This window comes from Leisingera sp. CC-HEC093 (assembly GCF_059429195.1).
The window spans coordinates 907,865-931,171 of sequence record NZ_JCAIJR010000001.1 but is presented as its reverse complement, the minus strand read 5'-3'; the positions used below and the strand labels follow the sequence as shown (position 1 = coordinate 931,171).

15 protein-coding genes and 3 pseudogenes are annotated in these 23,307 nt (G+C 60.0%); 12 read left to right on the top strand and 6 right to left on the bottom strand.

What is annotated here, in order from left to right:
• Position 1 precedes the first annotated feature (1 nt).
• From AC5STB_RS04605 to AC5STB_RS04595, 3 genes are all read left to right on the top strand, one after another.
• A complete protein-coding gene (locus AC5STB_RS04605) occupies positions 2–1,726 on the top strand; it encodes a type I secretion system permease/ATPase (protein WP_495441798.1) in 1,725 nt (574 codons plus the stop codon).
• Complete coding sequence (locus AC5STB_RS04600; protein ID WP_495441797.1) at positions 1,723–3,027, top strand: HlyD family type I secretion periplasmic adaptor subunit; 1,305 nt, start codon at positions 1,723–1,725, stop codon at positions 3,025–3,027. Before AC5STB_RS04605 ends, AC5STB_RS04600 begins: the two co-directional genes overlap by 4 nt.
• A 331-nt stretch (positions 3,028–3,358) precedes the next feature.
• The gene (locus AC5STB_RS04595; protein WP_495441796.1) at positions 3,359–4,570 is read left to right on the top strand and encodes a calcium-binding protein; all 1,212 of its coding nucleotides are present in this window, start codon (positions 3,359–3,361) and stop codon (positions 4,568–4,570) included.
• Positions 4,571–5,512: 942 nt separating this feature from the next.
• Here AC5STB_RS04595 and AC5STB_RS04590 read toward each other — a convergent pair.
• Positions 5,513–6,672 (bottom strand): IS3 family transposase gene (locus AC5STB_RS04590; protein WP_495441156.1). Its coding sequence is split into 2 segments (ribosomal slippage): positions 5,513–6,414 and positions 6,414–6,672, totalling 1,161 coding nucleotides; the frame shifts between segments, so codons are not numbered across the junction.
• Between the two features lie 493 nt (positions 6,673–7,165).
• Between AC5STB_RS04590 and AC5STB_RS04585 the strand changes: the two genes are divergently transcribed.
• The 5 genes from AC5STB_RS04585 to AC5STB_RS04565 are packed head-to-tail and all read left to right on the top strand — an operon-like array spanning position 7,166 to position 13,155.
• Positions 7,166–7,843 carry a hypothetical protein gene (locus tag AC5STB_RS04585; protein ID WP_495441795.1) on the top strand — a complete coding sequence of 226 codons (678 nt, stop codon included), beginning with the start codon at positions 7,166–7,168 and terminating at the stop codon, positions 7,841–7,843.
• A complete protein-coding gene (locus AC5STB_RS04580; protein ID WP_495441794.1) occupies positions 7,843–8,169 on the top strand; it encodes a hypothetical protein in 327 nt (108 codons plus the stop codon). Before AC5STB_RS04585 ends, AC5STB_RS04580 begins: the two co-directional genes overlap by 1 nt.
• On the top strand, positions 8,169–10,328 hold the full coding sequence (locus AC5STB_RS04575) for a TnsB C-terminal domain-containing protein (RefSeq protein ID WP_495441793.1): 2,160 nt from the start codon (positions 8,169–8,171) through the stop codon (positions 10,326–10,328). Before AC5STB_RS04580 ends, AC5STB_RS04575 begins: the two co-directional genes overlap by 1 nt.
• 2 nt (positions 10,329–10,330) lie before the next feature.
• Positions 10,331–11,308, top strand: a complete 978-nt coding sequence (locus AC5STB_RS04570) for a TniB family NTP-binding protein (RefSeq protein ID WP_495441792.1) — start codon at positions 10,331–10,333, stop codon at positions 11,306–11,308.
• Complete coding sequence (locus tag AC5STB_RS04565) at positions 11,305–13,155, top strand: TniQ family protein (protein WP_495441791.1); 1,851 nt, start codon at positions 11,305–11,307, stop codon at positions 13,153–13,155. Before AC5STB_RS04570 ends, AC5STB_RS04565 begins: the two co-directional genes overlap by 4 nt.
• Before the next feature lie 572 nt (positions 13,156–13,727).
• On the opposite strand, the gene AC5STB_RS04560 is transcribed toward AC5STB_RS04565, so the two are convergent.
• The 4 genes and pseudogenes from AC5STB_RS04560 to AC5STB_RS04545 form a co-directional block, all read right to left on the bottom strand.
• The gene (locus AC5STB_RS04560) at positions 13,728–14,231 is read right to left on the bottom strand and encodes an Xre family toxin-antitoxin system antitoxin (RefSeq protein ID WP_495441790.1); all 504 of its coding nucleotides are present in this window, start codon (positions 14,229–14,231) and stop codon (positions 13,728–13,730) included.
• A 617-nt stretch (positions 14,232–14,848) separates the two neighbouring features.
• Positions 14,849–15,877 carry an IS110 family RNA-guided transposase gene (locus tag AC5STB_RS04555; protein WP_027236523.1) on the bottom strand — a complete coding sequence of 343 codons (1,029 nt, stop codon included), beginning with the start codon at positions 15,875–15,877 and terminating at the stop codon, positions 14,849–14,851.
• Positions 15,878–15,993: 116 nt separating this feature from the next.
• Positions 15,994–16,221, bottom strand: coding sequence for a GNAT family N-acetyltransferase (locus AC5STB_RS04550; RefSeq protein WP_495441789.1), 228 nt, complete (start codon positions 16,219–16,221; stop codon positions 15,994–15,996).
• A 38-nt stretch (positions 16,222–16,259) separates the two neighbouring features.
• Positions 16,260–17,236 (bottom strand): annotated as a pseudogene (locus tag AC5STB_RS04545) (IS5 family transposase).
• 57 nt (positions 17,237–17,293) lie between these two features.
• Between AC5STB_RS04545 and AC5STB_RS04540 the strand changes: the two are divergent.
• A pseudogene (locus AC5STB_RS04540) lies at positions 17,294–18,212 on the top strand (IS5 family transposase).
• Here AC5STB_RS04540 and AC5STB_RS04535 read toward each other — a convergent pair.
• Positions 18,185–18,555 (bottom strand): annotated as a pseudogene (locus AC5STB_RS04535) (transposase); the annotation flags it as partial. The pseudogenes AC5STB_RS04540 and AC5STB_RS04535 overlap by 28 nt on opposite strands.
• A gap of 254 nt (positions 18,556–18,809) precedes the next feature.
• Here AC5STB_RS04535 and AC5STB_RS04530 point away from each other — a divergent pair.
• From AC5STB_RS04530 to AC5STB_RS04520, 3 genes are read left to right on the top strand one after another with little or no spacing between them, the layout of a single operon-like run.
• Positions 18,810–20,903, top strand: a complete 2,094-nt coding sequence (locus AC5STB_RS04530) for an FAD-dependent oxidoreductase (protein WP_495441788.1) — start codon at positions 18,810–18,812, stop codon at positions 20,901–20,903.
• Between the two features lie 11 nt (positions 20,904–20,914).
• On the top strand, positions 20,915–22,093 hold the full coding sequence (locus tag AC5STB_RS04525) for an acetyl-CoA C-acyltransferase (RefSeq protein ID WP_495441787.1): 1,179 nt from the start codon (positions 20,915–20,917) through the stop codon (positions 22,091–22,093).
• A gap of 13 nt (positions 22,094–22,106) precedes the next feature.
• A complete protein-coding gene (locus AC5STB_RS04520) occupies positions 22,107–23,303 on the top strand; it encodes an acyl-CoA dehydrogenase family protein (RefSeq protein WP_495441786.1) in 1,197 nt (398 codons plus the stop codon).
• Positions 23,304–23,307: the final 4 nt, after the last annotated feature.

Sequence of the window (23,307 nt, the reverse complement as noted above, 5' to 3'; positions counted from 1 at the left end):
AATGCAGACTGTCAAGACGAACTCCTACGAAACTGCCACAAGGCGGCTGCAGCGCAGCTTCCTTGCGGCTGCGCTGTTCAGTGCTATTGTCAACGTGCTGATGCTGACAGGCCCGATGTTCATGCTGCAGGTCTATGACCGGGTGCTCAGCTCTGGCTCGGTAGCCACATTGCAGGGCCTCCTTGCCATTGTGGTCGTGTGTTATGGCTTTCTGGCGCTTTACGATTTCCTGCGCACGCGGCTGCTCAGCCGGGCGGCCTACAGGCTCGATCAAACCGTGGGCCCGGCCGCCTACCGCATCTGGGTGCAGTCCGGCCTGTCCGGCGCGCAAACGCTGTCCAGGCCGCTGTCGGATCTGGCCGTGGTCCGCGGCTTCCTGCCCAGCCCGGCCATGCTGGGGCTGTTCGACGCGCCTTGGATCCCGCTTTACCTTGTGATCGTGTTCCTGGTGCATCCCTGGCTAGGCTTTCTGACCCTGGCTGGTGTGGGCGTGGCCGTTGCGCTGGCGCTTCTGAACCAGCTGACTACGCGCCAGTATCATGCCAAGGCGATGGCAATGGACGGCACTGAGAGCTTCTTTATTGAACAGGTGCGGCGCAATGCCGACGCTATCCTGCCATTGGGAATGCATGAGCGTCTAGCCGGGCGCTGGTCGCAGATGCATGCCGCTGGCCTAGCCACCGGTCAGGTTGGCGGTGACAGGGCTGAGGGCTTTGCCGCGTCGTCTAAGGCTTTCAGGATGCTGCTGCAAAGTTCCCTTCTGGCAATGGGCGGATATCTTGCTCTGCAACAGGAAATTTCTGCTGGCATGATCGTCGCGGCTTCAATTATCTCAGGCCGGGCTCTGGCGCCGGTTGATCAGGTGATCGGCCAATGGCGCAACGTGGTGCGTGCGCGTGAAGCCCACAGGCGCCTCAAGGCGCTGTTCGCGCAAGTGCCTGAAAGCCAGGTGCAGCCAGTGCAACTGCCCGATCCCGAAGGACATCTCACGGTCCAGAACGTGACTGCATATGCCCCGGACCAAGCCCGTGCCGGGGAGCGGCCGCCGATTCTGGACTGTGTGAGCTTTGCTCTGGCTCCAGGTGACGCGGTGGGCGTGATTGGACCGTCGGCTTCCGGGAAATCGACCCTGGCCCGCATCCTGGTAGGGGCCTGGAAACCCAGCGCCGGCGAGGTGCGCCTGGATGGTGCAACCCTGGATCAATGGCCGCCGGAGGCCCTGGGCCGGCACATCGGTTACTTGCCGCAGCATCTGGAGCTTATGGCCGGAACGATCCGCGACAACATTGCCCGCTTCGACCCGCAGGCCGAAGATGAGGACGTAATCGCCGCCGCCAAGATCGCCGGTGTGCATGAAATGGTGCTGCAACTTCCGGAGGGTTACTCGACCGAGCTCGGCTATGGCGCGCAGCCGCTCTCGGGCGGGCAATTGCAGCGCCTCGGCCTGGCGCGGGCGGTGTTCGGCATGCCGCGTTATGTCGTGCTGGATGAGCCGAACTCCAACCTCGACACAAACGGCGACGAAGCCCTGAGCCGGGCCATCATGACCCTGCGCGAAGCCGGCTCTACCGTCATCGTCATGGCACACCGGCCCAGTGCCATTGCGGCTGTCAACAAGGTGCTGGTGCTGCATTCCGGCCGCGTGGCGGAATTCGGCGACAAGAAGGATGTGCTGCAGAAAGCCACTTCCAGCCGCAGGCCGGCAGTACAGGAACCGGTGGAATGACGACGATGGAACCCCAACTGAAAACCGGCCTGTCCCGGACCGCAAAGACGGGCGCACTAGCCGCCATTCTTTTCTTCTCTGTTGTCATTGCCTGGGCTCAGCTTACCTGGATCAGTGGCGCCGTCATCGCCGTCGGTTCGGTCGAAGTCGAGGGCAAGCCCAAGTCCGTGCAGCATCTGGACGGCGGTATTGTCGAGGAAATTCTGGTCAGCGACGGGCAGAATGTGGCGCAGGGCGATGTGCTGATGCGGCTGGACGATACCCTGCTGAAGGCAAACCTGCTGATCTATAGAACCCGGTTGTCCGAAGCCCTGGCTAGCCGTGACCGGCTGGTTGCAGAACAGAGCGGGGCCAAGTCAATTGCGTTTGGTGAAGCGGATCCGCTGACCGCCGGCCTTGAAGCGCAGGTCCACCGGATTGGGCAGTCCCGCATTTTCGAAGCCCGCCGCGAGCTGGAAACCGGACGCAAGGAACAGTTGAACGAGAAAATCCGCCAGTTCCATAACCAGACAACCGGGGTCAATGGCCTGATCCAGGCCAAACAGGAGCAGCATGAGCTGCTGGAGCAGGAGCGCAGCGGACTGTTCCAGCTAACCGAAAAGGGGCTGGCCAGGACACCGCAGGTGCTGGCGTTGCAACGCCAGCAGGCGGACCTTTTAGGGCAGATTTCCGAGCACCGCTCCGAGCTGGCGCGGATCCAAAACTCGATCCGCGACACCGAGCTGGAAATGCTTCAGGGCGAGCGGCAGCTGCGCGAGGAAGTGGTTACGGGCTTGCGTGAGGTGACCACCCAAATTCAGGAGCTTCGCCAGCAGATCATCTCAACCGAGAAGCAGCTTGAACGCGTGGCCATCCGTGCGCCCAAGTCCGGGCGGGTGCATGAAATGCAGATCACCACTATCGGTGGTGTGGTGCCGCCTGGCGGAACCATTATGGAGATTGTTCCCCGGGACGAAGGCCTGGGCTTCCGCACCCGGATCGATCCGGCTGCCGTTGACCAGGTTTACGTCGGCCAGCCTGCCAAGCTGCGCTTCTCCGCCTTCAATCAGCGCAGTACTCCGGAGCTGCTAGGTCAGGTCGCAGATGTATCGCCAACCTCAGTTCTGGATGAAGTCACAGGGCAAAGCTTTTACTGGGTGCGCGTCGTTGCATCGCAGGCGGAACTGGAGCGGTTGGAAGGGTTGGAACTGGTTCCCGGCATGCCTGTGGAGGCATACCTGCAGACCACAGAACGGTCTGTGCTGAGCTATTTGACCAAACCGATGACCGATCAGCTCAATCAGGCGTTTAGGGAAGAGTAGGTGATGCGTGCAAATTTCTCGCTGGAATTGGTTTTGAAATGTATGCGGTCACCTAATGCCGTGGCGTACGCAGCACGAGCAGCATCCCAGCGCCCATTCGAACGCGCAGAACGGCTCTGCCTGGCGGGCACGCTAAGAATGGAGTAGCACAGCAAGGGACTTGGGCATTTCCGCTGTTCTGGAGTACTGCGCTTGCCGCTGTCGACACTGGATTTCCGGCGACTTAGAAACACAAGAAATCCCCAGCCGCATTCGCCGCAACTAATTTTTCCAAACGCAACAATCAGCGTTACAAAAAACTCGCAAAGCAAAAATCATTGGATGAAAGATAATGACGACTTACTCCTTGGGCGGCTTCAGGATTACCCAAAACTTTGGCATGACAACCTTTGCCGGTGATGAGACTTTGGAAGTCGTAATTGCGGATCCAAAAAACGCAGGGAATTCTGGAACCCCCTCAAGCTTGTTGTCTTTTCTCGCCCCCGGGCCGCTTGCAGAGGTCCGGTTGAACGGACACTCTATCGAAGAAACGGAAGTAAACGGAAACGGTGGCGGAGCGGCCGGCGATTTGCCTCGGAAGATGCTCAATTTCCTCGGCGCAATCGGTTACGCATTAGAAGGAATAACAGGCAGTCATTCGATTGCTGCACATAAGTATACTTGGGACGGTCAAGAAACGGATGTTCTGAAAGTCACATTTGAGGCTCTGGATGTTGTTACTGAGTATTTCTTCGTCCTGGGCGGTGCGCCTCTTCCACAAATGGACTCGGCTTATGAGTATAGTGCGTTTCTGAAAAATGTTACGAATGTCGAACCCATCAGCGGCCTTCTTACGTCTGCTCCTGTAATCGACTGGGGAGCTGTTCCCGGCGTTGCAATTACTGAAGATGACCATTTTTCCGGTACCGCGGGTGCAGATGTTTTCAGTGGCGGCCTGGGCAATGACACAATAAACGGTGGCGATGGAAAAGATTATCTGAATGGCAATTCCGGCGCTGATGTTTTGAATGGTGGCAGAGGAGCGGACACCCTGCAAGGCGGCAATGGAGACGACGAGGTCAGAGGCAGCAGAGGCGCCGACAAAGTGCGGGGCGGTAAGGGCAACGACAGCGTCTACGGCGGTTCCGGAAGCGACATTGTTTACGGTGGCGGAGGTAGCGATAAACTTGCCGGCGGGAATGGCGCTGACATTTTGCAAGGCGGCAGCGGTGATGACTTGCTGTATGGCCAAAACGGCGATGACATCCTATCGGGTGGAAATGGCAGCGACACCTTTGTGTTCGCCGACGGTTTCGGCAAAGATACCATCACAGACTGGGACAAAAACGGACACAAAGACAAAATCGATCTGCGCGGCGTAAGTTCAATTGAGAGCTTTGATGATCTGATCAGACATCATGTCACGCAGTCCGTTGCAATTCCCCAAAGGGGCCTTGACTTGCCGGATGTTGTCACCACCAACATTTTCGACCATGAGGGGAACATTATCTCCCTGAACAACATCTCGATCGCCGATCTGGACGACTCGGACTTCATTTTCTGATCCCGCAAAAGCAGGCCGCAAGGGAGAGAAGTCAGTCTTGCATTTGCGTTTGGTCGCAAGTGGATGGGGTGCTGGACCAATCGCTCCATCCACGAGCGAATGAGTGAAAATAGTCTGGGGTAACAAGGCGAAACGACGGAACTGGCCAGACGACGGGATGCGGATGATCTGCGCGCAGGGGCGGGTTCCGGGTGGATCCGTCGCCGTGATCACGCTGAGCAGTGGCGTGAGTACCAGTTAGGTCCTCAATCGGGACCACCCCAAGGTGTCCTTTCAAGGGATACTGCACACCTTGAAAGGACTTTGACACAAGCCTGGGGAGGTATTGTGATCTTATCTTTCCCTTTTGGGTGTGCGGCTGCTCTTTGCCAAGATAGTTCGAAGAGCTAGATCACCCGTACCGAATGTGCAGGCAGCTTTAACGAACGCACAAATTCCGCTAAGCCTTTTTAAAAACCTGCTTGACCCTCCGGTTGTACATCAGTTACTTCTTTCCCCATGAACCTGAACTCGCATATCGCACCCTCGGCCCCGCGCCTCATAGGCTGATCCTCCCGGATCGGGCGCAGGGTACTGTTCAGTTCAACGCTACTGCTCACATCGAAGTTCGCCGAATCAGTGGCCGTGGGATACCGTTTCCAGCCACTGAATTTCGAGAAAACCAGTGAGCCGGAACGTGTAAGACAGATCATTCCCTATCCTTGAGACCGGGCCGTTTGCGAAAACACGCAGCGGCCTTTTGTTTTTCGGATTTCTGCCTGGCCGCAAGGACTGCTGAAACTTGTGCCACAGTTTGGCGCAGGCACAATTTGTACGGTGCTGATCTAGCGGCCGGGAGTGAAAACGGAACTTTGATTTGCGTTGTATCACGTTGAATCAAAACAACAAAAATTCTTCCCGGAAGGCGGTCAGGTTGTGACCTGCCCCCCGCGGGTCCCTCGCTCATGACGAGAGTCTGCGGGTTTGATTTTGGTAGTCGTCGGTTTCGGGCTTGGCAAGCGCGGCAGGCGCGGAGCCCTCAAATTGCTCAAGCGCCTGCCGCGCTTGCTTTGGCGTTCTGTTCCCCAACGAAGAGTGCGGCCTGACGTTGTTGTAATCGTAGCGCCACAGCGCCAGCTTGCGGCGGGCATCGTCCAGGGTATCGAACAGCTCTTCATTGAGAAGCTCGTCCCGCAGGCTTCCGTTGAATGACTCGATGAAGGCATTCTGCTGCGGTTTTCCGGGATCGATGTAATGCCAATCCACGCCGTTCCTGTCGGCCCATCTCAGGATTGCCCGGCTGGTGAATTCCGTGCCGTTATCACTGACAACGCAAACAGGTTTTCCGTAGATCCGGACGAGCGCGTCCAGCTCCCGGGCAACGCGCTCACCCGAAATGCTGGTGTCCGCGGCCAGGCACAGGTTTTCCCGGCAGCAGTCATCGTTTACGGCCAGGATGCGGAACTTCCGCGACGCGCCGAAGCTGTCTGCCAGGAAATCCAGGGACCAGCGCTGGTTGGGCTGTGTGGCTTCGGGCATCGGCGTTCGCGAGCCCCGGGCACGCTTGCGGCCCCGCCGCCGTTTCACCGCAAGGCCTTCTTCCCGGTAGAGGCGGTAGAGTTTTTTGTGGTTCATGATCATGCCTTTTCGCTCAAGCAGCACGCCGATCCGCCGGTAGCCGAACCGGCGGCGTTTGCCAGCGATCTCCTTCATCTCCTGGCGGATCTCGGGATGGTCGAGCGGGCGTTCGCGCCGGACCGTCTTGGGGTCGACACCGACAAGCCGACAGGCCCTGCGCTGCGAGATGTCATGATCCCGCATTGCATTGAGCGCTGCCTCTCGCCGCTCTTTCGGTGTCGTCAGCTTTTTCCCAGCAGGTCTTTCAAAACCACGTTGTCGAGCATCGTGTCCGCCAGCAGCCGCTTCAGCTTGGCGTTCTCATCTTCCAGGGCCTTCAGCCGCGCGGCCTCCGACACCTCCATGCCGCCATATTTGGACTTCAGTTTGTAAAAGGTCGCCGGGCTCAGGCCGTGCCGACGGCACACCTCCGCTGTCGGCATCCCGGCTTCCTGCTCTTTGATCATCCCGATGATTTGCGCCTCAGTGAAACGGCTCTTACGCATTCGTCTGCTCCTACATAGGTTGGGCAGACTCTACTTCATGGTGAGGGATTTTGCGGGGGGCAGGTCAGTTGTTATCGTCTCCGGGTGCCCGGTGCTGAGTTTTTCGCTCAGGATCCGGCTCGATTTGAAACTGACTGAACGAGGAGAAACGCCAATGAAGAAATGACCCCTTCAAAATGAAAGCGCCCGAACCTCGGCAAAGGAACGAGCGCGTTCATTGTAGGCAGTTCAATGTCCGCCACGTAGCAATGGTCTAATAGCAAATCCGGCTCCGGATTTCAAGGACGGCGACTGCCTCACCAATACAGCTGCATCCGGCCTGGACGCCTTGCGTCCGGGACCGATGGAGCACGCGCTGCACCGGTCAGCTCCCAGCTTTCGCATTCGGTTTTCACCGGGGCGGAGCGCCGGAAGAGCTGTGCCTGGTGACGGCCGAGAGCGATCACCGCTGCCCAGTTCCGGGCCGCGGGCCAATCAACTGTGAGACACATCAATGTCCTATCCTTTTCAGCAGGAAGGCATCCGGCTTCCTGAACCCAGCCTTGCCAACCGCGATGTCGCGGCGGCCTCCAAGGGGCACTTCACCGGCCACGCCGTCCTGGGCGATGGTCCTGGACGCATTGTCCAACTCGAAAGCCATCACGAGCTGCAGTTCTGCCTTTGCCTGGCCGCCCGGCCGGAAACCGGCGAGATCTACGAGCAGGTTAGCTTTGAATGGCACGATGCGGACGGCGAGCTCCACCCTCACTACTTCGACTTCGTGGTGGTGCAGACCGATGGAGCGGTTATCGCCTATTCCGTGCGGCCAACGTACGGCGTGAGCGACGCGTTCTTCGAGGAGATGTGCCGGATCTCGGATCAGGCGCGGAAAGCAGGCTTCGTTGCCGATGTCCGCCTGCTGACGGAAGAGGACCTGGACCCCGTCGATCTGTTCAATGCCGAACTTCTTCATTCCGTTCGCGAGGAGGACCCGGAGGCCGATGACGCGGCGCGGAAAGCCGTTCGGGACATGCAGGGCATCGAAACTCTGGAGGTTCTCAGGGACCTTGCCGGCTGCGGCGCCATGGGTTTCCGGGCGCTGATCCGGCTGATCCGGTCCCGCCATCTTCAGCTCGTCAGCCATGAGCGCATTTCCCCGAAATCCCAGGTCTTCAAAAGGGAGCAGGTCTGATGAAGCTGTCCTACGACTACCACAATGCAGCCGCACACGCGGCGTTCCAGCCGGTTCTGAACGTGCTGGACCTGCACCATCCGCACCAGCGGATTGAGATCGATGACTGGAAAATCGATCTGAAGACGCTGATGCATTCCAGCGGCCGCATCGACTTTTTCAATGAAGAGGAATGGCTCCTGTTCGGAGTGACCACCGGACCTGAAACCGGTGAGGTCTGCGAACAGGTCGGCTTCGAATGGCACGATGAGGACGGCGTCCTCCAGAACGTCAGCTACGCGCATATCTCCCCGAAATCTCAGGTCCTCAGGAAGGAGCAGGTCTGATGGGAATGATGGAGCTGTCTTACGACTATCGCAAAACCCGCATCGCAATCGGTGCCTTCGACCGCATTAACGTCAACGAGGTGTCTTACAGCTTCCTCTTCGAGAATGAAGCTGGGAAAACGCTGAAAATGGAGGATGGAACCGGCCGGGCCTATCAGTTCTCGCATGAGGAACTGAGCCGCCTGTCGTCGCTGGGCCGTCTCCGCATTGAGCCGGATTTTTTCCATCCGGAAAAGGCGGCCCGGCAGCAGCAAGCCAGCACCGGCCTTCTGTCCGCTCTGCCGTTGACCAAAAACGCCCGGGTCTCGAAGCGCAGCGCCTATGTCGAGGCGTTCCTCGAAATGGAGCGCAATGGGGAAATCAACCGCACCGATGCAGCTATCAAAGCCAACGAAAAAGCTTTGATCGGTTACGCAACGGTGTACGCGGAAAACCTCAACCCTTTGGGCGTTGCCAATCCCGGCAAGTCGGCGGACATTTCGGTCCCGCCAAGCCCCCGGACGCTGAGGACCTGGATCAAGGCGGCGGAACTTGATGGTCAGGCGGGTCTGCTGGACGCGATGCATCTGCGCGGGAACCGCAACCGGATCCTGGGGCCTGAGGCGGTTGGTCTGCTGATGAAGGAAGTGCGCGGCTACATGAGCTGTGAGAGGCCGACTATGAAGACGATCCATGAAAATGTTCAGATCGCCTTCGAGGACCGGAATGCCGAGCGGAAAGAACGCGGCCTGCCTGCCCTCAATGTACCCAGCCGAGAAACCACACGCCGTGCGATCCGGGCGCTCGACCCGTTTGCGGTGATTACGGCCCGCTACGGCGAAGCGGCTGCCCGCAAAAAGTTCAAGCCGGTTCTGAACGGGCTTAACCTGACCCGCCCGCTCCAGCGGGTCGAGATCGATGAATGGGAAATCGATCTGATGACGCTGATGCATTCCAGCGGGCTCATCGACCTGTTCAATGAAGAGGAACGCCTCCAGCTGGGCCTGGACAAGACCAAGAAGCGCTGGACGCTGACGGTGGCGATCTGCTGCACCACCCGCTGCATCGTGGGGATGGTTATTTCCACGGCACCGAAAGCACGGGCCGCGGTGCAAGTGCTCCAAATGGTTGTCTCGAACAAAGGCCAATGGGCTGATCTGGTTGGCGCGCTCGGTCATTGGGACATGTATGGTATTCCGGAACTGATCGTCACGGACTGCGGAATTGCGTTCAAGTCGCAGGCCTTCCGCTTCGCTTGTGCCGATCTCGGGATCACCAAGGAACTGGCAATCGCGGGCTGCCCGGAAGTCCGCGGCACCATTGAACGTGTGTTCAACACCGTCGCCAAGGACCTTCTTCCCCGCCTGTCCGGGCGCACGTTTTCTGACGTCGTCACCAAGGGGGACGCAAATCCGGAAGAGCGTGCGGCACTGACGCTGGACGACCTGGTCTTCGTTCTCGTGCGCTGGATTGTCGACATTTACCACAACAACCCGCACCGCGGGTTGGGCGGTGAGACGCCCGCGGCATGCTGGCGCCGTTTGATGGGGAAATGGGGCGTCCGGCCGTCTCCGGACATGCGCCGCAGCCGCCTCGTCTTCGGTCACCGGATGACGCGCGTACTCAGCAAGGAAGGTCTGACCGTTCTTGGCGTCCGCTACCATTCGGAACGGCTGGCCGACTGGATGCTGCGCAAGGACAAATGCGATGTCGACGTGCGCTGGCACCCCAAGGACATCGGCGCCATCGAAGTGCGGCTTGGCAGCAACTGGTTCACTGTTCCCGCCATCGACCATGAGCTTGATGGCGTGCCCGCGCAGATCTGGCTGTCGGCCACCCGGGACGTGCGGTCCAGGAACCCCAAGGCAAAGCGGATCAACACCGAGGTTGTTCAGCAGGCGATCAAAGCGATCTCCGAACGCAACGCCGAGGCCATGGCACTTGCCAATCTGGTGGTCGAGGACTGGTCGCCGGAGCGCATTGCGCGGGAGGAAAAACGGATCTTCCGGGGCGTCCGGTTCGGCAAGCCCAAACAGCTGCAGAAGGCCAAGGACGGCATCGGCAGTTCTTTCCCTGCCCCAGAAGCAGAAACCAGCGGAACCGAGAAAACCGCCAGCAAAAAACCGGCCTCCGCACGCCGTAACTCCAACTCCACCGACTGGACCATCGAGGACAACTGATCATGACTGAGCAAGCAAAGAAAATCGCCGACACCCTGGAAACCCTGCGCAACCTCCATGTCGGATCGCCCAGGGACGCGGAATTTGCGTCCCACCTCGACCGGCTCCTGAAACGCGATACCTCGGGCAAACTGCTGCCCGAGGCTTTGCGCTTCACCTCCACCGGAGAGACGCGCGGCATCCTGGTGATCGACGGGCCCGGCGGCGGTAAATCCACTTTGGTGGACCGGGGCCTGTCCCGGCACCCTGTGCTCTCCCAGATGCCGGAGGGGCGCCCTCTCTACCTGGATACGGTGGTGCCGAGCCCCGCGACCCTGAAGAGCGTGACGCAGGAGCTTTTGACCCGCAGCGGCTACCCCGTGAAGTCCGGCCGTAGCGAGGTCTGGAGCCAGCTCCAGGTGTTCCGTGAACGGCTCCACTTGCTCGGGATCGCCGTCCTGTGGATCGACGAGGCGCACGATCTGTTCTGTGCCGACCGGAACCTGATCCTCAGGGCGGTGAAGACGCTGATGCAGGGGGAGCACCCGGTGATCGTGATCCTGTCCGGCACCGAAAGGCTCCGGGAAATCATCCGCACCGACGCGCAGGTAAAGCGCCGGTTTTCCACCATCAACCTGAAACCGGTCGCTGTGCATACGGACAAGGAGCAGTTCGCCGCCCTGATCGAGCAATACTGCGCCCGTGCGGAACTGGAGCCGCCTCAGCAGGAGGATCTGGTCGACAGGCTGTTCCATGCCTCCCGCTACAGGTTCGGGCGCTGCATCGAGACCATCAATGCGGCAATCGAGCAGGCGCTGAACCATGGTGAGGCGGCTCTGGATATCTGGCATTTCTCGGAAGCCTGGGCGTTCGACGAGGGATGCCCGCTCGACCAGAATGTGTTCGAGGTTCCGGAGTGGTGGACGATCGACCCGGATGCGTCCGATGAGGAGGAAGAGCCCAGGAAACCGGCCAAACGCAAGCGGAAGCAGAGGACATGACCATGGACAAGATGTATCCCTCTCTTCCGTTTGCCCCCTGTGAGACGCCGCTGTCCTGGGCTGCGCGTCTTGCAGCCCTGCACACCGGTGGCAGCCTCCGGCCTTTCCTCAACGACATGGACGTGCCGTTCATGCGGCTCGCGGGCGGGCATGCAGATGCGATCCGGCGCCTCTGTGATCTGGCTAGTCAGGACCACAAGGTGGTGGAGCACAACACCATCCGCAGCCTGGACGGCAGGCGTTTTGAGCTGCGCGGCGAGGCGTTTTCCACGGAATTTCTGACCGGCTCCGTGACTCGCTTCTGCCCTGCCTGCCTGGCCGAAGATGAAGGCGGCGCCAGCCGTCCCCACGCACAGCGGCGGGGGCGGCTTGAGTGGCTGCTGGCTCCGGTCAGGGTTTGCCCGCGCCATCAGCGGCCGCTCATGGAGCGGCAGCGTGATGCCTGGGACGGCAAGGCTCGGGAACTGCAGCTGCTGGTGCCTGAAACCGGTGCTGCTCTGCAGGCGCTGGCGGAGCCGTTGCCGGCACGCGCGCCGTCGCCGCTTCAGGACTATGTGCTTGGGCGTCTTGAGGGCTCAAAGGGGCCGGACTGGCTTGATAGCCAGGGGATCGAACAGGCTGTCCGCGCAACCGAGATGCTGGGGGCCGTTCTGAGGTTCGGTGCTGGCGCCAAGGCCGGAGAAATGGGGCAGATGGACTGGGATGAAGCTGGCCGGGCGGGATGGCCGTACGCGTCCCTCGGGCAGGCAGAAATTAATAAGGCATTGGACCTGCTCCTTGCAGATGCGCAGGGCCGTTGCGACGGACGCCTGCGCCGGATCACGACTTACGGCATGCTCTACTCCTGGCTTGCCTCGTCGAAATTGTCCAAAGATCCGGGGCCGATCCGCAATATCCTGCGTGAACATATTCTGGACAATATGGATGTGCAGGCGGGGCAGCCGCTGCTCGGGGAAACCGGGATGCAACCGCGCCGGAGCAGTATCGCGTCTTTGGCGGCATCTGAGGCCGTGAATGACGTCACCCTCAAGAATGTGCTCCGGGCCAAAGGTGTGATCTCGGAGACCGAGGCGGAGTTGCCGGGGTCCCATGTGCTTGTGGATTACGAGGCAGGCAAAACAGTGGCCGCGGAGATGAAACGGGCGGTTGCGGTTACCCTGCTGCCGCAGGTTCTCAATGGCTCCCGGCCCATGGTGGCAGCTCTGATGGATGAAGGGCTTTTGACCCCGTTGCACGACGGTGGACTGAAACTGGGCAAGATCAGCCGGGCGGTCGATCGTGAGCATGTGGACGCGCTTCTTTCCAGCATCGAACGCATTGCCACTCCTGTCAGCGAGGCTCCCGGCAGCATGGTCAGCCTGGCAAAGAGCGCTGAAATCAGCCGGAAGAAGATGCAGCTGGTCCTTTCCGCTGTGTTTGGCGGCCGGCTGCAGCGGGTCATGCGGCTCGAAAATGAGCACGGCCTCAGCGGCCTCCTGGTCGATCCGCGGGAGGTGAAATCCCTCACTCCGCGCGGGCGGCCCGGCATGAGTATCGGTCTTGCGTTCATGATGCTGGGCATCGGAGCGGCTGCCGGTAAGCGGCTGGTCTCAGGCCAGTTCGGCGGGACAGTTCTGAAAACTGTTAGCGTTCCGGGCGAAGAAGACGCGTGGGTCACACCCGCCGCCATGGCCTGCTTCCGCAGCAGGTACGTGACCTTCAAAAGCCTTCTGATCGAGGCGAAATGCAAGCAGCCTCAGTTGAAACGGATGCTGGCTGCGCACGAAGTGAAGCCGGCTTTCGACCCGAAAACCCTGGGCGCGATTCTGTATCGAAGGGCTGACCTGCCGGAATCTTTGGAAATCTGACCTGCCAACGCATGCATCATCCAGATTGCCGCCTTCGGGCGGCATTTTTTTGGAACTTTCGATGGCAGATAATCCCGTGAAAAATGGCAGAAAAGCCGCCTCAGCTGGTTTTGCGCAGATTTGACCCGTTTGAAAACAATGGCTTACAGGTCGGTCGCTGGCGTCAATGGCATTTTTTCAGTGGTCCCGACAAGAGTCAGTCAGAGAAAGCAAATGAATGCGCAAACGAAAGCATAAGTCTGCGCAAGGGGTGTCAAGGGGGTAAATGAATGCCCCTTCGGCCCTCAGCTCTGGTCACCTTTTTGAACTTATTGAGCTGGCGGAGCATTGCTCCTCCAGCTCTTTGTTTCTCGGCCGGGCCGTGTTCCACCCCCAAAACAAAGGACATTTCGGAGCTTTTTGTCCGTGTTGAGGGCGACAGGCGTCGGTTGACGCAAGCGCAGGCTGGACCTGCGTGTCTCGATCGGAAGCTAGCCTTCACCGAAGCGATTGAGGCGGCAGACGTCCGTCATTGAGCATGAGCGGCGCACCACGTTTATGATCAAGGCGACAGAACGAGCAGCAAGATAGGATTAAGAGTAAACCCCATAGTCCATTCTGGCGATGTGGTCTTCAATTGCTTTGGTTCCAGCAGCTGTCCCCAGAAGGTCGATGGGCCTTCGCCGGTCGAGACCGAATGCAGGTTCCAGAAGCCACGCCTCTGCCAGCTTCTGGTCTCCCAAAACGTCCGAAGCCTTGGAAAGGATGTCGGCAAAGCGCCAGATCCGGCTGCCAAGTTCCATTGAAAGCGTCTTTCTTGGGGCTCCTGGTTTCCGCCGCATAAGCTTGCGATGACTGAGCCCCACAGCCTTGTGAAGTGCGTCACCTGTCGTAAGCACCTGCACCCCGTCTATCAAAAATAAGAGAGCCTGAAGCGGTAGCCCATCTGCGATCAGGTCGTGCGCCTCCAATGAGGTGCGGACTGGACGTTTAATGACCTTGCTTCCGCCAAGCAGATTGCAGACGCGCATAACGTCATTCTGACCCTCCGCCGGGCTCTGAGCATCCGCTTTGCGATTTATGCCGGTTGCGGCCATTCAATGCCTCCCTACACGTCGTGCTTGCCAATAATGACAAGTTTGTCAGTGGGCTTTCAATCGGGACGCCAAGATGCAGCCATTGCCCAGCCTTTTGGACGCCACTCAGGCACATGTAATGTGGGCTTGGCCGATACTGGGTCTACTTTCACGAAAAGCCGTAAGCAGATTGTTCCTAAGCTAGCTAGGCAGAGTGCGGTCATTTCTAGGGCGTTGACCGAGCGACGGCTATGCGCAGGAAGCTGCCGCTGCAAACTCGGCCGTCTGACGTAGCCGTCCGAGGTTTTGTGCTGCGGTGCAGCCCGCCGTTTCTGCCGTTCGCTGCGGCCGCGAGGTTCTGGAACCGGTGAACTTACATCTGTGGAGGCCCCCTTTAATGCAAGTTGTTTTTTGAGCGTTTGGGAATGTGAACGGATGCGGTCATCTGTCAGGCCTGTTTATGCGGCGTTTCAGACGCCGCTGGCCGGTATGGAGATACGCGGTTCAGTTCCACATCACAGTGGCGGGTTGATTATCCCGGTGTGAGTTCCTGGTTTTACTGAACCCGATCTTTCCGATCATTTGCCCTTACACTCAAAGACCTCCTCACATTCCCGACGTACCGGCCATCGCAACGCTTACGCGGCGGCGATAGCCGGGTCTCTGTAATCTTCGTGTTTCACCAACATGGCCCATAACCTGCGCGCCATCTTATTTGCGAGTGCAATTGCGACGACCATACGTGGTTTTCTTGCGAGCATCCTTTGGAGCCAAGATGCTTCAGGGGCACCCTTGTGAATCGCCATCCTCACTACGGACATGGCACCGATGACCAAGAGCCTGCGGATATCTCTCTGCCCCATCTTCGACGTTCGGCCCAATTTCTGCTTTCCCCCGGTCGAGTGTTGCTTCGGTACCAGCCCTACCCACGCAGAAAAATCCCGACCCCGACGAAAGATTTCCATAGGTGGGGCGAAGGCCGAGACAGCCATTGCAGTTATCGGACCGATGCCTGGCATGGTCTGGAGACGGCGTGCGTTATCGTCTCTTGTCGCTTCGATGCGTACCTGCTTTTCAAGCCTGCCTATTTGTTCTGTTAGTGTAGCGATCTGACCAAGGTAGATTGATCCAACATCTGTCACCACTTTTGGCAGACCGTTCTCGGGATCTTCCAAGATTTCCCTCAGACTTTTGATATTTGTCGTCGTTTTTGGTGCCACCCGGCCAAACTCGGCGAGATGAGCCCGCAGGGCGTTGATCAGCTGCGTGCGTTGCCTCAAAAGCAGGTCACGTGTCCGGAACAAAACCGCCCGACTTTGCTGCTCATGTGTTTTCACGGCGACTGTTCGCATCGTTGGACGTGACGCAGCCTCGGCAATCGCTTCTGCATCAGCCGCATCATTCTTATGCCGTTTGACGAAAGGTTTCACATAGATGGGCGGTATCAATTTCACATCATGGCCAAGTGCCTCGATCTGACGCCCCCAGTCATGCGCGGTTGCACAAGCTTCCATAGCAACTGTGCAATTCGGTTGTTGTACAAAAAATGCCAAAACTTGCGCCCGAGACAGCTTTTTGCGGAACAGAACACTGCCGTCAGCCGCTGCCCCATGCACCTGAAAACTACGCTTTGCTAAATCTACTCCTATGATCGCAACCATTTCCATTGTCGCCTCCTCTGTTTCTGGTCTGTTAAGACAGTACCAGCATGGCACATCACGATGCCGTCGGGAGGGGCATCCACTCCATCACAGTGCGGACGGTGCGGCCGTTTGATCTATCGCTATTGGGCGGCTCGAAACATCGGAAACAGGGGTGGGGCTTGGTCGGCTTTGATTAGACCCATCTCTTGAAAACCATAGCGCTTATACAGCGATAGATTTGCAGGGTTTGTCGACTCCAAGTAGGCAGGTCTTCCATCTTCGTCACAACGTTTGAGGCAGCATTCAAGCAACGCGGACCCCAACCCTTTTCCTTGGCGAATTGGATCGACCGCGGCGCTGTTGCACAAATCAGCTGATGACCGCAGTTCCCCTTTCCCGGATACACTTATCCCAGGGCCACGGTGACCGGGATACCGAGGGCAGTGAAGCTGTTCATGACCGCCGCCCGGATCTGAACTTCGGCAACCTGGCGGTCGAAGTCGCGTGACATCAGCCTCTGTCCGAGCAGCTTCACGCAGTTCATTTTCGTCTCCACCCTGCTACGTCGGTGGTAGCCGCTCCAGTTCCGCCACAGCGCCCGGCCAAGATACTTTGAAGTCCGCAGGATCTCGTTGCGCGCTCGGGCTCCTGCCGTGTCCGGCTTCCAGGGTCTCGCGTTGCGGCGGGGCGGAATGATTGCTGCTGCGCCGCGGCCGGCGACGGCGTCGTGGCAGGCGCGCGTGTCGTCGGCACCGTCTGCTGTAACGGTGGCGACCTCCTGATCCGGGGGCAGCTGGGCAAGCAGGTCCGGCAGCATCGGCGCGTCGCCGACATTGCTGGAGGTGACCTCGACCGCCCGGATCTCCAGCGTTTCCTCATCGATCCCGAGGTGGATCTTGCGCCAGACCCTTCGTTTCGAGCCGCCATGCTTGCGCGTGTGCCACTCGCCTTCGCCTTCCACCTTAATGCCGGTGCAGTCCACGAGCAGATGCAGCGGCCCCTTGGAACCGCGATACGGGATCGTCACGTTCAAGGTCTTCTGGCCCCTCTCGGCAGATTTGCCTTGCAAATCGCCTGCCGGGCAATGGGACGTGACAGAGTGCTGAAGTCCGGCACGGACCAGCCGAGCCCGGACAGTTCGAGCAGGCTCGCCACGAAACCGGTCGCTTGGCGGAGCGGCAGCCCGAGGAGTGTCTTGAAGGTGAGGCAGGCCTGGATCGCAGCATCGCTATAGGCCTGCTGACGGCCGCGGCGCCCCGACGGAATGGCCTCCCACTGCATCGAGGGATCGAACCAAAAGGTCAGTGATCCGCGCTGCCTCAGTGCCTGATTGTAGCTTTGCCAGTTGGTGGTCTTGTAGGTCGTCTTCGGAGGTCTGCTCATGACTTCCGGCTACTACATTGGATTCACGAGGTGAATCCAGCATGGTAGCTGGGTCGCATGAGCAGTTGGGCCACTACGAGATACAAGACCACGAACTGGTCGTCTTACAATGAAGCAACGCGGTTCTCTGACCATCTGGTTTGATCCGAGGATGATCTGGACGCCGCCGCCGACTGGCAAGCGCGGTCGCCGGTGCCAGTTCAGCGACGCCGCGATCCAAACCTGCCTAACCCTGAAAGTACTGTTCGGGATGCCACTGAGGCAGACGGCGGGCTTCGTGCAAAGCCTTCTGCGGCTGGTCGGTCTGGACTGGGCCGTGCCGGACTTCAGTACCCTGTGTCGCCGCCAACGAAAGCTGAACGTGGCTATCCCGTACCGTGGCGGCGTGGGTCCGCTGAATCTGCTGATCGACAGCACCGGTATCAAGGCCGAGGGTGAGGGCGAGTGGAACGCCCGTAAGCACGGTGGCCCCAGGCGGCGCATTTGGCGCAAGATACACATCGGCATCGATGAGGAAACGCTGGAGGTTCGGGCCGTCGAAGTCACCGGAAGCAACATCGGTGATGCGCCCATTCTGCCTGATCTCCTTGACCAAATCCCGGCAGACGAAGAGATCAGTTCCGTGACCGCCGACGGGGCCTACGACACTCGCAAATGACACGAGGCGATCGCCGCTCGTGGTGCCGCCGCTGTTATCCCGCCCCGCAAAAATGCCACTCCCTGGAAGCCAACGAGCCCGGGCGCGGTGGCACGAAACGAAGTCCTGCGCGCATCCAAGTATCTCGGCCGCGCCATCTGGCGACGGTGGAGCGGATATCACTGCCGGAGCCGGGTCGAGTCAAGGATGAACTGCATCAAGCTGCTCGGCCAATCCCTGATGGCAAAAGGCTTCGAACGACAGGTCGCCGAGCTGCAAGTTCGCATCGCCGTTCTGAACGGCTACACCGCTCTCGGTATTCCGAGCAGATCGGCCTGACGGGACAGGCTCAGCGTGTGATCGTGGTTGGTCATTTCTTTGCGTTCCCCAACAGACCGATCTTGGCGAACGCTCCTTCCAAAAAATCATGTTCCAGCCTAAGCTAGCCAATCTTCGCGTGCAGCGATTTGACATCGATCTCAGGTACTTTTCACGCCTTCGGCTTGTCGTCGAAGACATCCGTCACGCCGTCGAGCAGATGATCTTTCCACTGCTTGATCTGATTCGGATGGATGTCGAACTGCGTCGCCAATTCGCTCATCGTCCTGTCGCCCTTCAAAGCCGCCAAAGCGACTTTCGCCTTGAATGAAGGGTTGTGGTTCCGTCTTGGTCGTCTTGACATCTTAGCTCCTTCGTCCCGGCAACGCTGCCGGACCAGGAGCGAAAGTTCCACCTAACTCAACTGTTCGGATTTCTCGGGTCACCTCTGGCTCGCCTTCTTCGCCGCGACCTGTGTGACTTTGCGGATGAGCAGTCGTCTCGGTGGTAAATAATTCCGCAAAGAGGAATGTAATTTTACATATTGAAATTATAGATCGAAGTTGCTACTCAGAAATCCAAGCCAAGAGATACTGCGACAACGGGCGGAGGAACCGGATGGCAAACCAAGTTAATCTGACAATGGATGGAAGCGTTGCTGTTGTGCGGGTGGACAATCCGCCGGTGAACGCGCTTTCGCATGCGGTGCGCGCGGGTCTGCGGGACAGTTTGCGGTCCGCGCTGAGCCACGCGGAAACCAAGGCGGTGGTTATCTGTTGCGCGGGCCGCAGCTTCTTTTCCGGAGCAGATATCCGGGAATTCGGCGCGCCACCCCAGGCGCCGGTTCTGCCGGATCTCGTAAATGAAATTGAGGCGGTGCCGGTGCCGGTTGTTGCGGCGATGCATGGGAATGTGCTGGGCGGCGGGCTGGAGGTGGCCCTGGGCGCGCATTACCGGATTGCTGTTAAGGGCACCCGTTTCGGCCTGCCGGAGGTGTCGTTGGGTCTGCTGCCCGGCGCAGGCGGCACCCAGCGTCTGCCCCGGCTGATCCCTGCAGCGGATGCGGTCCGGATGATCACCGGCGGCAAGCCTGTCGACGCCGGTGTGGCGCTTTCCCTGGGAATGATTGACCGGATCGCGGACGGCGCCGATGCCCGCGCCGAAGGTATTGCATTTGCCAGGGAGCTGATCGCTGCGGGCAAGCGGCCGCGCCCGGCGGGGAGCCTGCCGTGCAACAAACTGGAGCCGGCAGAACTGGAGGGCGTCCGCGCCAAGGTTGCCAAGGACGCACGCGGGGCGATTGCGCCAATGGCCTGCGTCGATGCAGTGGAGGCGGCGATGTCGCTGCCGTTCAAGGAAGGGCAGAAGAAAGAGCGCGCCTTGTTCCAAGAGCTGATGGCCTCGGACCAGAGCGCCGCGCTGATCCACGCCTTCTTTGCCGAGCGCCAGGTTGGGAAGCTGCCGGAAATCCAAGGTGTTGAACCGCGCGCAATCCATCGGATGGGCGTTGTTGGCGGTGGCACCATGGGTGCGGGGATTGCTGTCAGCGCGCTGCTGAGCGGGTTGGATGTGACCCTGGCAGAGCGCGACGAAGCTGCGGCCGACAGGTCGGCGGAAAGCGTCGGCAGGATGCTGGACGGTGCGGTGAAACGCGGCAAGCTGGCAGGGGTGCGGCGGGATACCATGCTGGCGCAAATGTTCCGCACCACCACCAGCTACGAGGATTTCGCGCAAGCAGATCTGGTGATCGAAGCTGTCTTTGAAAGCATGGACGTCAAGAAGGACGTGTTCACCCGGCTGGACGAGGTCTGCAAGCCGGGCGCCATTCTAGCCTCGAACACTTCTTATCTGGATCTGGACCGGATTGCGGCAATGACCCGCCGCCCGCAAGATGTGATTGGGCTGCATTTCTTCTCGCCTGCGCACGTGATGCAGCTTCTGGAAGTTGTGGTGGGTAAAGATACTGCTCCGGATGCGGTGGCGTCGGGCTTTGCGCTGGCCAAACGGCTGAAGAAAGTAGCGGTGCGCGCGGGCGTCTGCGACGGCTTTATCGGTAACCGGATCCTGTCTTATTACAGCAAGGCGGTCTACGGCATGGTGCTGGCTGGGGCCAGCCCCTATGCGGTGGACAAGGCACTGACCGCGTTCGGCCTGGCGATGGGGCCGTTTGCCGTTGGCGATCTGGCCGGGCTGGATATCGGCTGGGCCAACCGCAAGCGCCTCGCGGCTGAGCGCGATCCGCTCGAAACCTACCCCCAGTTTGCCGACCGCCTGTGCGAATTGGGCCGGTTTGGGCGCAAGACAGGGCGCGGGTTTTACATCTATGAAGAAGGCGTCGGCGGGCCGCAGCCTGATCCCGAGGTGGAAGAGATCATCGCAGCAGAGCGTGCCGCCAAGGGCATTACGCCACGGGTGATTAGCGAAGATGAGATCATTGGCCGCTACATGGCTGCCATGGTGAACGAAGCTGCGCGAGTGGTCGGAGACGGCATCGCTCTGCGGCCGCTGGATGTGGATGTGACCTTGCTGAACGGATACGGCTTTCCGCGCTGGCGCGGCGGCCCCATGCATTACGCCGACACATTAGGGCTGGACAAAATCCTGAAGGATATCTGCCGCTTCCACGAGGAGGACCCGATGCTTTGGCAACCAGCGCCTCTGTTGGAGCAACTGGCCGCTGAAGGCCGGACTTTTGCCAGCCTAAACACCTGAAGGAGAAACAAATGAGACAGGCGGTAATCGTCTCCACCGCGCGAACGGGTCTGGCCAAATCCTACCGTGGCGCATTCAACGAAACCCACGGCGCAACTATGGCAGGCCATGCCATCAGCCATGCAGTCCAGCGGGCGGGAATTGCCCCGGATCTGATTGAGGATGCGTTGGTTGGCTGCGGCTATCCCGAGGGGTGGACGGGTTCCAATATTGCCCGACATTCCGTGATCCGCGCAGGGCTGCCGGTTTCTGTTTCCGCGGCCACTGTGAACCGTTTCTGTTCTTCGGGACTGCAAGCGGTTGCGATGGCGGCGCATTCGATTGTGATGGAGGGCGCGCCGGCCGCCATCGGCGCTGGGGTGGAAAGCATCAGCCAGATGCCGCCCGCACGCCCGCCGCAGGCGCGGGAGGCATGGATCCTAGAGAATAAGCCGGAGCTGTATCTGTCGATGATCCAGACCGCCGATATCGTGGCCGAACGCTATGGTATCAGCCGCGAGGCGCAGGACGAACTGGCGCTCGCAAGCCAGAAACGCACTGCAGCGGCGCAGGCCGAGGGCAGGCTGGACGATGAAATCGTGCCCATCACCGTGACCCAGGCTTTCAAGGACAAGGAAAGCGGCGAGATCACCCGCAAGGAGGTGACGTTCGGCATGGATGACTGCAACCGGCCCAATACCACGCTCGAAGGACTCGCGGGGCTCGCGCCGGTGCAGGGCGATGGCCATTTCGTGACCGCGGGCAATGCCTCGCAGCTCAGCGACGGCGCTGCGGCTCTGGTGCTGATGGACAGCGCGGTGGCCGAGCGCGAAGGCGCTGAACCGCTGGGCGCTTTCAAGGGCTTTGCCGTGGCGGGCTGCGAGCCGGACGAAATGGGCATCGGCCCGGTCTATGCGGTGCCGCGCCTGCTGCAGCGGCACGGGCTGACGGTCAGCGACATTGATCTGTGGGAGCTGAACGAGGCCTTCGCCTCCCAGGCGCTCTACTGCCGCGACCGGCTGGAGATCGACCCGGAGATTTGCAACGTCAATGGCGGCTCGATCTCGATCGGCCACCCCTTTGGCATGACCGGCGCGCGGATGACCGGGCATCTGCTGCTGGAAGGGCGTCGGCGCGGCGCCAGGCTGGGCGTTGTCACCATGTGCATCGGCGGCGGCATGGGTGCGACCGGCCTGTTTGAAATCTTCTGAGGGGCACCACGCGATGGATCTGAATTACACCAAGGAAGAACAGGCGTTCCGGACAGAGGTCCGCCAATGGCTGAAGGAAACCCTGCCGTATGAGCTGCGCGAAAAGGTGCGGCTGGGAAAGCGGCTGGCCAAGGCGGATATTGAGCAGTGGCACAGCCTGCTGAATGCGCGCGGCTGGCTGGCGCCGAATTGGCCGCGGGCCTATGGCGGCTGTGAATGGAACGCTGTGCAGCGTCACATTTTTGAGGAAGAAGCCTGTCTGGCGCACGCGCCGCGCAGCCTGCCCTTTGGCCTGTCGATGCTGGCGCCGGTGCTGCTGGCCTTTGGGTCCGAAGAACAGCGCCAGCGCTTTCTGCCGCGTATCCTGAACGGGCAGGACTGGTGGTGCCAGGGCTATTCCGAGCCGGGCGCGGGTTCCGATCTGGCGGCGGTCAAGACCCGAGCGGTGCGTGACGGCGATCACTATGTGGTCAACGGCCAGAAAACCTGGACCACGCTGGGCCAGCACGCAAACTGGATTTTCTGCCTGGCGCGGACCGATCCGGATGCCAAGAAACAGGAAGGCATCTCCTTTCTGCTGATCGACATGGACACGCCCGGTGTCACGGTCCGCCCCATCGTGCTGATTGATGGCGAGCCGGAGGTGAACGAGGTGTTCTTTGACAATGTCCGGGTGCCTGCGGAGAACCTGGTAGGCGAGGAGAACAAGGGCTGGACCTATGCCAAGTATCTGCTGACCCATGAGCGCACCAATATTGCCGGGGTTGGTTTTTCAAACGCCCTGCTGGTCACGCTGAAACATGTTGCCGGGCAGGTGCAGTCCGGTGGGCGGCCTCTGGCGGAGAACCCGCACTTCGCGGCCCGGATGGCGCAGGCGGAGATTGACCTGATGGCCATGGCGACCACCAATCTGCGGGTTGTCGCGGCTGCGGCCAAGGGGCAGGCGCCCGGTGCCGAAAGCTCGATGCTGAAGGTCAAGGGGACGGTGATCCGGCAGGAGCTGACTTCGCTGCTGCGCCGGGCGATGGGGCCGGACGCGCTGCCGTTCCAGCCTGAGTTTCTGGACGGCGGCAGTAATGCAGCAGCCCTCGGCCCTGACCATGCGGCGGCGGCGGCGCCTGGGTATTTCAACATGCGCAAGCTGTCGATCTTTGGCGGTTCGAACGAGGTGCAGCGCACCATCATCACCAAGGCCATTCTGGGGCTGTAACGGG

Coding starts and splice junctions, on each gene's coding strand:
- AC5STB_RS04605 (WP_495441798.1), top strand. CDS start 2: ATGCAGACTGTCAAGACGAACTCCTACGAAACTGCCACAAGGCGGCTG.
- AC5STB_RS04600 (WP_495441797.1), top strand. CDS start 1,723: ATGACGACGATGGAACCCCAACTGAAAACCGGCCTGTCCCGGACCGCA.
- AC5STB_RS04595 (WP_495441796.1), top strand. CDS start 3,359: ATGACGACTTACTCCTTGGGCGGCTTCAGGATTACCCAAAACTTTGGC.
- AC5STB_RS04585 (WP_495441795.1), top strand. CDS start 7,166: ATGTCCTATCCTTTTCAGCAGGAAGGCATCCGGCTTCCTGAACCCAGC.
- AC5STB_RS04580 (WP_495441794.1), top strand. CDS start 7,843: ATGAAGCTGTCCTACGACTACCACAATGCAGCCGCACACGCGGCGTTC.
- AC5STB_RS04575 (WP_495441793.1), top strand. CDS start 8,169: ATGGGAATGATGGAGCTGTCTTACGACTATCGCAAAACCCGCATCGCA.
- AC5STB_RS04570 (WP_495441792.1), top strand. CDS start 10,331: ATGACTGAGCAAGCAAAGAAAATCGCCGACACCCTGGAAACCCTGCGC.
- AC5STB_RS04565 (WP_495441791.1), top strand. CDS start 11,305: ATGACCATGGACAAGATGTATCCCTCTCTTCCGTTTGCCCCCTGTGAG.
- AC5STB_RS04560 (WP_495441790.1), bottom strand. CDS start 14,231: ATGGCCGCAACCGGCATAAATCGCAAAGCGGATGCTCAGAGCCCGGCG.
- AC5STB_RS04555 (WP_027236523.1), bottom strand. CDS start 15,877: ATGGAAATGGTTGCGATCATAGGAGTAGATTTAGCAAAGCGTAGTTTT.
- AC5STB_RS04530 (WP_495441788.1), top strand. CDS start 18,810: ATGGCAAACCAAGTTAATCTGACAATGGATGGAAGCGTTGCTGTTGTG.
- AC5STB_RS04525 (WP_495441787.1), top strand. CDS start 20,915: ATGAGACAGGCGGTAATCGTCTCCACCGCGCGAACGGGTCTGGCCAAA.
- AC5STB_RS04520 (WP_495441786.1), top strand. CDS start 22,107: ATGGATCTGAATTACACCAAGGAAGAACAGGCGTTCCGGACAGAGGTC.